The organism is Arthrobacter sp. CAL618 (assembly GCF_000468215.1).
Taxonomy (GTDB): Bacteria; Actinomycetota; Actinomycetes; order Actinomycetales; family Micrococcaceae; genus Arthrobacter_D.
The window spans coordinates 2,470-9,351 of record NZ_ASZW01000174.1 but is presented as its reverse complement, the minus strand read 5'-3'; the positions used below and the strand labels follow the sequence as shown (position 1 = coordinate 9,351).

The 6,882-nt window shown below is 65.0% G+C and carries 7 protein-coding genes and 1 pseudogene (1 of these 8 only partly in view); 5 read left to right on the top strand and 3 right to left on the bottom strand.

The window, feature by feature from the left end; translation table 11 throughout:
* From K728_RS19180 to pgl, 5 genes are all read left to right on the top strand, one after another.
* On the top strand, nt 1–321 hold a 321-nt coding region (locus tag K728_RS19180; protein ID WP_035747840.1), incomplete at its 5' end, for a transaldolase family protein.
* A 5-nt stretch (nt 322–326) separates the two neighbouring features.
* Nucleotides 327–1,982 carry a glucose-6-phosphate isomerase gene (locus K728_RS0110940; RefSeq protein ID WP_024476733.1) on the top strand — a complete coding sequence of 552 codons (1,656 nt, stop codon included), beginning with the start codon at nt 327–329 and terminating at the stop codon, nt 1,980–1,982.
* Complete coding sequence (zwf, locus tag K728_RS0110935) at nt 1,982–3,526, top strand: glucose-6-phosphate dehydrogenase (protein ID WP_019483798.1); 1,545 nt, start codon at nt 1,982–1,984, stop codon at nt 3,524–3,526. Before K728_RS0110940 ends, zwf begins: the two co-directional genes overlap by 1 nt.
* The gene (locus K728_RS0110930) at nt 3,523–4,464 is read left to right on the top strand and encodes a glucose-6-phosphate dehydrogenase assembly protein OpcA (protein WP_024476732.1); all 942 of its coding nucleotides are present in this window, start codon (nt 3,523–3,525) and stop codon (nt 4,462–4,464) included. Before zwf ends, K728_RS0110930 begins: the two co-directional genes overlap by 4 nt.
* Nucleotides 4,454–5,281 (top strand): 6-phosphogluconolactonase, encoded by an 828-nt coding sequence (gene pgl, locus K728_RS0110925; RefSeq protein WP_024476731.1) that lies wholly within the window; start codon nt 4,454–4,456, stop codon nt 5,279–5,281. Before K728_RS0110930 ends, pgl begins: the two co-directional genes overlap by 11 nt.
* Nucleotides 5,282–5,367: 86 nt before the next feature.
* Here pgl and K728_RS0110920 read toward each other — a convergent pair whose 3' ends face one another.
* From K728_RS0110920 to tpiA, 3 genes and pseudogenes are all read right to left on the bottom strand, one after another.
* The gene (locus K728_RS0110920) at nt 5,368–5,763 is read right to left on the bottom strand and encodes an RNA polymerase-binding protein RbpA (protein ID WP_024476730.1); all 396 of its coding nucleotides are present in this window, start codon (nt 5,761–5,763) and stop codon (nt 5,368–5,370) included.
* A gap of 133 nt (nt 5,764–5,896) precedes the next feature.
* Complete coding sequence (secG, locus tag K728_RS0110915; RefSeq protein WP_019483794.1) at nt 5,897–6,142, bottom strand: preprotein translocase subunit SecG; 246 nt, start codon at nt 6,140–6,142, stop codon at nt 5,897–5,899.
* A gap of 70 nt (nt 6,143–6,212) precedes the next feature.
* Nucleotides 6,213–6,882, bottom strand: a pseudogene (gene tpiA / locus K728_RS19175) (triose-phosphate isomerase); it runs 150 nt beyond the window's last position.

The window sequence follows — 6,882 nt, the reverse complement described above, 5'->3', positions numbered from 1 at the left end:
CCCCTGTGGGCATCCACCGGGGTCAAGGACCCGGCACTACCTGACACCCTGTACGTCACCGAACTGGTGGCACCCGGCGTCGTCAACACCATGCCCGAAAAGACGCTTGAGGCGACGGCGGACCACGGGGTGATCACCGGCGATACGATCACCGGAACGTACGACGACGCCAACTCAGTGCTGAACAGCCTCGAAAACATCGGGATCTCCTATCTTGAGGTAGTTGAGCAGCTCGAGGTCGAAGGCCTCGAGAAGTTTGTGACCAGCTGGAACGAGCTACTCGAAACAGTTCAGACCGCACTGGATACGGCAAGGGGTTAATGACAATGAGTTCCATGACGCTCGCAGCGGCTGGCGCTGCACTCGAAGCGATTGACCGTGTTACCGGCACCCTCGTCGAGGATCAGGTGGCATCACGACTGATGGCGAAGGACCCCACCCTGTGGGGTCACGACGCCGAGTCGGAAGCGGCCGTCAGGCTGGGCTGGGTTGACCTTGTCGAGGCTTCCCGCGGCCTCGTCCCGGGCATCATGGAACTGCGGGCCACCCTGCACGCCGAGGGTGTCAGCCGGATCGTCCTGTGCGGGATGGGCGGATCCTCCCTCGCCCCCGAGGTGATCACCCGGACCGCCGGTGTGGAGCTGACAGTGCTCGACTCAACCGACCCGGATCAGGTGCGCCGGACGGTGGAGGACCGGTTGGCCGAGACGGCTGTCGTGGTGTCGTCCAAGTCGGGTTCAACCGTCGAAACTGACTCGCAGCGGAGGATCTTCGAGGCAGCGTTCACTGCCGCCGGCATTGATCCGCTCACCCGGGTGGTTATCGTGACCGACCCGGGATCACCGCTGGACGGTTCAGCCCGCGAGGCCGGCTACCGCGCGGTCTTCAACGCCAACCCGAATGTTGGCGGCAGGTATTCGGCGCTCACCGCTTTCGGTCTGGTGCCATCGGGCCTAGCCGGCGTCGACCTCGACGCCCTCCTCGACGCAGCCGAGGAAACCGCCGAGTTCCTGGGCGACGACGACCCGACCAACATTGGGTTGCGGCTAGGCGCGGTGTTGGGCGCCACCAACCCGTTGCGGGACAAGATCGTCTTCGCCGATGAGGCGTCAGGCATTCCCGGTCTGGCCGACTGGGCCGAGCAGCTGATCGCGGAATCCACCGGCAAGCTCGGCACCGGGGTGCTCCCCGTCGTCGCCGAGGAGGGTGCTCCGGAGATTGTTACCGCCGCCGACGACGTCCTCACCGTCCGCCTGACCGCGCCCGACGCCGACGTGGAGCCGGTTGGGAACCAGGTGACCGTGAGCGGGAGCCTCGGCAGCCAGCTTCTCGTGTGGGAGTTCGCTACAGCAGTGGCAGGGCGACTGTTGGGCATCAACCCCTTCGACCAGCCCGATGTTGAGGCGGCGAAGGTTGCGGCGCGGGGGTTGCTCGACGAACAGCCCGAAACTGCGCCGGCCAACTTCGTGGACGGCGCAGTCGAGATTCGCGCCGACAGTGGTCTGCTGGGTGAGGCAAGCACCCTCGGTGATGCGTTGCAGCGCCTCTTCTCCAGCCTGGCGCCGGACGGCTACCTGTCGGTCCAGGCTTACCTGGACCGGTCCGAGCAGGCCTCGTTGGAGGGCATCAGGTCACCGCTGGCCTCGCTCACCTCCCGACCGGTCACGTTCGGCTGGGGCCCGCGTTTCCTGCATTCCACCGGTCAGTTCCACAAGGGCGGCCCGGCACAGGGCGTTTTCCTGTCCATTACCGGTGCAGCAGCCGAGGATCTGGCCATCCCGGACCGTCCGTTCACCTTCGGGGAACTGATCACCGCCCAGGCAACGGGCGACGCCCAGGTTCTCGCCGGCAAGGGACGTCCCGTCCTTCGTCTCCATCTCGCTGACCGCGCCGCGGGCCTTGAACAGCTCAGCCAGGTGATTACCCACCTTTCGGGCGGGGCTGCCGGCCAGCGGGCAACCACTGAAAGCGGTACCGCATAGTGCACGATTCTGCAGAGGCCCGGCCGGCTAACCCGCTGCGGGATCCCCGCGACCGGCGGTTGAACCGCATCGCCGGACCATCCGCCCTGGTGCTTTTCGGCGTTACCGGCGACCTCGCCCGTAAAAAGCTCATGCCGGCGATCTACGATCTTGCCAACCGTGGCTTGCTACCCCCCAGTTTCGCCCTCATCGGGTTCGGCCGCAGGGAGTGGGACGATGAGCGGTTCATTGAGGAGGTGCGGGAAGCCGTCACCCAGTATTCGCGCACCCCGTTCGATGAGACGGTCTGGGAACAGCTCTCGGCCGGCATCAGGTTTGTGCAGGGCAATTTCGACGACGACGACGCCTTCGGCCGCCTCGAAGTGACCCTGGCCGAACTGGACTCCAGTCGCGGCACCCGCGGCAACCATGCGTTCTACCTGTCCATCCCCCCGAAGGACTTCGAGCTGGTGTGCCAGAAGCTCTCCGAGCACGGCCTGGCGCAGCCCGGCGAGGGACAGTGGCGGCGGGTGGTGATCGAGAAGCCGTTCGGCCACAACCTGCAGTCGGCCCGTGAGCTGAATAGGGTTGTTGAGCAGGTGTTCCCACCGGACGCCGTGTTCAGGATTGACCATTACCTTGGCAAGGAGACGGTCCAGAACATCCTTGCTCTCCGGTTCGCCAACCAGCTCTTCGAACCGTTGTGGAACGCCAAATATGTTGACCACGTGCAGATCACCATGGCCGAGGATATTGGCATCGGCAGCCGGGCCGGGTATTACGACGGCGTCGGGGCGGCCCGCGACGTCATCCAGAACCACCTGTTGCAGCTGTTGGCGCTCACCGCGATGGAAGAACCGATTTCCTTCAACGCCAATGACCTGCGGGCCGAAAAGGAAAAGGTCCTCGCAGCCGTCAAGTTGCCGGACGACCTGTCTGGGTCCTCGGCGCGCGGTCAGTACGACGCCGGCTGGCAGGGCGGGGAGCAGGTCAAGGGTTTCCTGGAGGAGGAGGGCATTCCGAAGCACTCCACTTCCGAAAGTTTTGCGGCCATCCGGCTGGACATTCACACCCGGAGGTGGAGCGGCGTACCGTTCTACCTCCGCGCCGGTAAGCGCCTGGGACGCCGGGTGACCGAGATCGCCGTCGTCTTTAAGCGCGCACCGAACCTGCTGTTCAGGGACCACGCCGAGGATGACTTTGGCCAGAACGCCGTGGTGATCAGGGTGCAACCGGATGAGGGCGCCACGATCAGGTTTGGCTCCAAGGTGCCGGGCACCCAAATGGAGGTCAGGGACGTCACGATGGACTTTGGCTATGGCCACTCCTTCACCGAATCCAGTCCTGAAGCCTACGAGCGGCTCATCCTCGATGTTCTGCTGGGTGAGCCACCTCTGTTCCCGCGGCACGAAGAAGTCGAACTGTCCTGGAAGATCCTCGACCCGTTCGAGGAGTACTGGGCGGCCCTTGGGGACCAGCCGGAAAAGTATGTCCCGGGAAGTTGGGGCCCAGCGTCAGCTGACGAGCTCCTCGCGCGTGATGGAAGGACGTGGCGCAGGCCATGATCGTTGAACTGCCGGACACCACCACGTCGAAAGTGTCCAAGGAGATCATGACCCTGCGGGACAAGGGCGGGGTCGTTGCCCTGGGCCGGGTCCTCACTCTGGTGGTGGTGACCAGCTCCGGTAACGAGGAGGATGCGATCCTCGCCGCGAACCTGGCCAGCCGGGAACACCCTTGCCGGATCATCGTGCTCGCCCTCGGATCCGCTGCCGAAGCGACCCGACTCGACGCCCAGATCCGGGTGGGCGGGGACGCGGGCGCCTCCGAGGTGATCGTCCTCAAGGGGTATGGGCAACTCGCCGAGGAAAACGAGTCCCTCGTCTCAGCGCTGCTCCTGCCCGACGCCCCCATCGTGGCCTGGTGGCCGCATGGTGCTCCGGCCGACGCGGCCCGCACCTCGATCGGGAGCATCGCCCATCGCCGGATTACGGATTCGGCCAATGAGCCAGATCCGGTGGGCGCACTGTCAACCATCCGTGAAACCTATACGGCGGGTGACACCGATCTGGCCTGGACCCGGCTCACCAACTGGCGAATCCAGCTCGCGGCAGTCCTCGACCAGCTGGATGCCTCCCCCATCACGGCCGTCACGGTGGAGGGGGCGGAGGATTCGCCGAGCACGGTGCTCCTCGCGGCATGGCTCACCCTGGCGCTCGACTCCCCCGTGACCATCGCTGCGGGGCCCGCCGGGACCGGACTCCGCCGGGTAAGGCTCTCCCGGCCCGCCGGGGACGTCGAACTGAACCGGCCCCACGCCGCAATTGCTGAACTGTACCAACCAGGCCAGCCCGTGCAGCGGATTTCGTTGCCGCGGCGCAGCCTGCAAGACTGTCTCGCAGAAGAGCTCCGCCGACTCGACCCGGATGAGGTATTCGGCGAGGTCATCACGGAGGGGCTCGCACGGACCAACCTAAGGAGTGTGCGTCCCAGTGAACGCTGACCCCAAAGTAAGTATCCACCCCGATTCAACCCTGCTCGCGGCCACCGTTGCCGCCCGTCTGATCACCAGACTGGTTGACGTCCAGAACGAACGCGGCTCCGCCACCGTCGTGCTGACCGGTGGGTCCCTCGGTACTGCGACACTTGCCGCGGTCGCTGCGTCACCGGCGTGCTCGGCGGTGGATTGGAGCAGGGTCGATTTCTGGTGGGGAGACGAACGGTTCCTCAGTGCCTCGGACCCGGACCGCAACGCGGTACAGGCGCGGCAGGCGCTGCTGGGTAAGCTGGGCCTCGCCGAATCCCAGATTCATGAGTTCGGCTCCAGCGATGATTTCCCCGATCAGGATGCGGCTGCAGCCGACTATGCGACTCGGCTACTCGACGCCGCAGCGGCTGAACAGGACCAGGCGGGCGACGCCGACGGCCAGGATGGCCGGCTCCCCCGGTTCGATGTGCTGCTCCTCGGCGTGGGCCCGGACGCTCACATCGCGTCGCTGTTCCCTGAAATGCCCGGAATCCGCACCAAGGAGCAGACCGTTGTGGGTGTCGCTGACGCACCTAAACCGCCGGCACTGAGGATGTCGCTAACCCTTGAGGCGGTCAATTCGGCCGAGGAGGTCTGGATTGCTGCGGGTGGCCAGGACAAGGCTGGCGCTGTGGGACTCGCACTGGCCGGCGCGGGCCCCGCACAGGTTCCCGCGTCCGGAGCCCGGGGGCGGCGTAAGACACTCTGGCTGATCGATCAGGAAGCCGCAGCGCAGCTGCCTGATCGGCTCATTGAAAGCAACGACCCCGACGACGAGGACAGTGTCGACTAGAACGGCAACGACGAAGACAGTGCCGACTAGAACGGCAACGACGAGGACAGTGTCGACTAGGACCGTGTCGACTAGAAGCGTGCCGCTTAGGTTGCCAGACCGCCCCGCAGGCCAACCCTGCGGGACCTGAGGTTGCGCAACGCCTGCTCAAGGACGTTCGCTGCTTCCTCTTCGGTGCGCCGCTCCTTGGCGTATTGGAGGTGGCTCTTGTACGGCTCTACCCCGTCCACCAGCGGTTCCACCCCCGGCAGCCTGCCCGCCGCGCGCCCACAGCGACCGCATTCCCAAACCTCGGGAATCTCGTCGTCGTGCAGCTTCGCGAAGGTCGGTCTTGTTTCGTGGTTCTCGACACACCAATAGCTGACCACGGTGTGGTCCACCACTGCAGGCCGTCTTCCGGATTCGGCCTGCCAGCCGGCCATCCCCCCGTATGACTCAGTTCCGATCCGTGTGCCTTTAAATGCGTTTCCCGCGTTAACCATGGATTGCTCCTGGACTAGGCTCCGACAACGGGGCCAGTCTACGCCCAAAGCTCAACTCTGGGTATGGCGGCTAACGCGGGAATTCACAATACTGTTGGGCTGACCTGTGGACCGGTCAGCGGTGGAAGGCTAGCTACTCGGCGAAGCGCTGAATCAGGCCGAGCGCCACGATGACGACGCCCCAGGTTAGTCCCAGCGCCACGGTGAACCGGTTGAGGTTGCGTTCCGCCACGCCCGATGATCCCATGCTGGTGGTCATACCGCCGCCGAACATGTCGGACATGCCACCCCCACGACCCTTGTGCAGCAGGATGAGCAGGACAAGCAGGGCGCTTGAGATGGCAAGGAGAACCAACAAAATGATTCGGAGAATGTCCACAGTGGCCTTTCAGGGGTAACTGACGTGCGTAGTCGACCTGCGCCGGGCGCAGTCTCGGGTCGAAGCGGTCTTAGTCAGTGACCAGGAGATGTTCGAACCTGACAATACTAGCAAACTCGGCGGCGTCCAGACTGGCACCACCGACCAGCAAGCCGTCGACGTCCTTGCCCTTCAGGATGGCCCCGGCGTTGGCGGCCTTGACCGATCCGCCGTAGAGCATCCGGACCTTCCCCGCCGTCTCGGCGTCATAAAGTGAGCCCAGTTCGGCTCGCAGCGCGGCGCACATCTCCTGCGCATCGTCAGGTCCGGCAACTTCCCCGGTGCCGATGGCCCAGACTGGTTCGTAGGCGACTACCAGCTGGCCAACCTGCTCCGCCGTGAGCCCATCGATTCCGGCGCGCAGCTGGCTGAGGGTGTGTTCCACGTGATTCCCGGCCTGTCGGACTTCAAGCCCTTCGCCGGCGCACAGGATTGGGGTGAGGTTGTGCCTGAAGGCCGCCTTCACCTTGCTGTTGAGCAGCTCATCGCTCTCCTGGTGGATGGCCCGGCGCTCTGAGTGTCCCACGAGGACGTACGTGCAGCCGAGCTTCTCCAGGAACTGCCCGGAAATGTCCCCAGTGTAGGCACCGGAATCGTGGGGGGAAAGGTCCTGGCCACCGTAGACGGTTTGCAGGTCGTCGCCGCGGACCAGGGTCTGCACCCCGCGCAGATCGGTGAACGGCGGGAAGACAGCCACCTCG

Excerpts from the sequence above, each read along its gene's own strand:
- K728_RS0110930 (WP_024476732.1), top strand. The coding sequence starts at position 3,523 with ATGATCGTTGAACTGCCGGACACCACCACGTCGAAAGTGTCCAAGGAG.
- K728_RS0110920 (WP_024476730.1), bottom strand. The coding sequence starts at position 5,763 with ATGGTTAACGCGGGAAACGCATTTAAAGGCACACGGATCGGAACTGAG.
- K728_RS0110940 (WP_024476733.1), top strand. The coding sequence starts at position 327 with ATGAGTTCCATGACGCTCGCAGCGGCTGGCGCTGCACTCGAAGCGATT.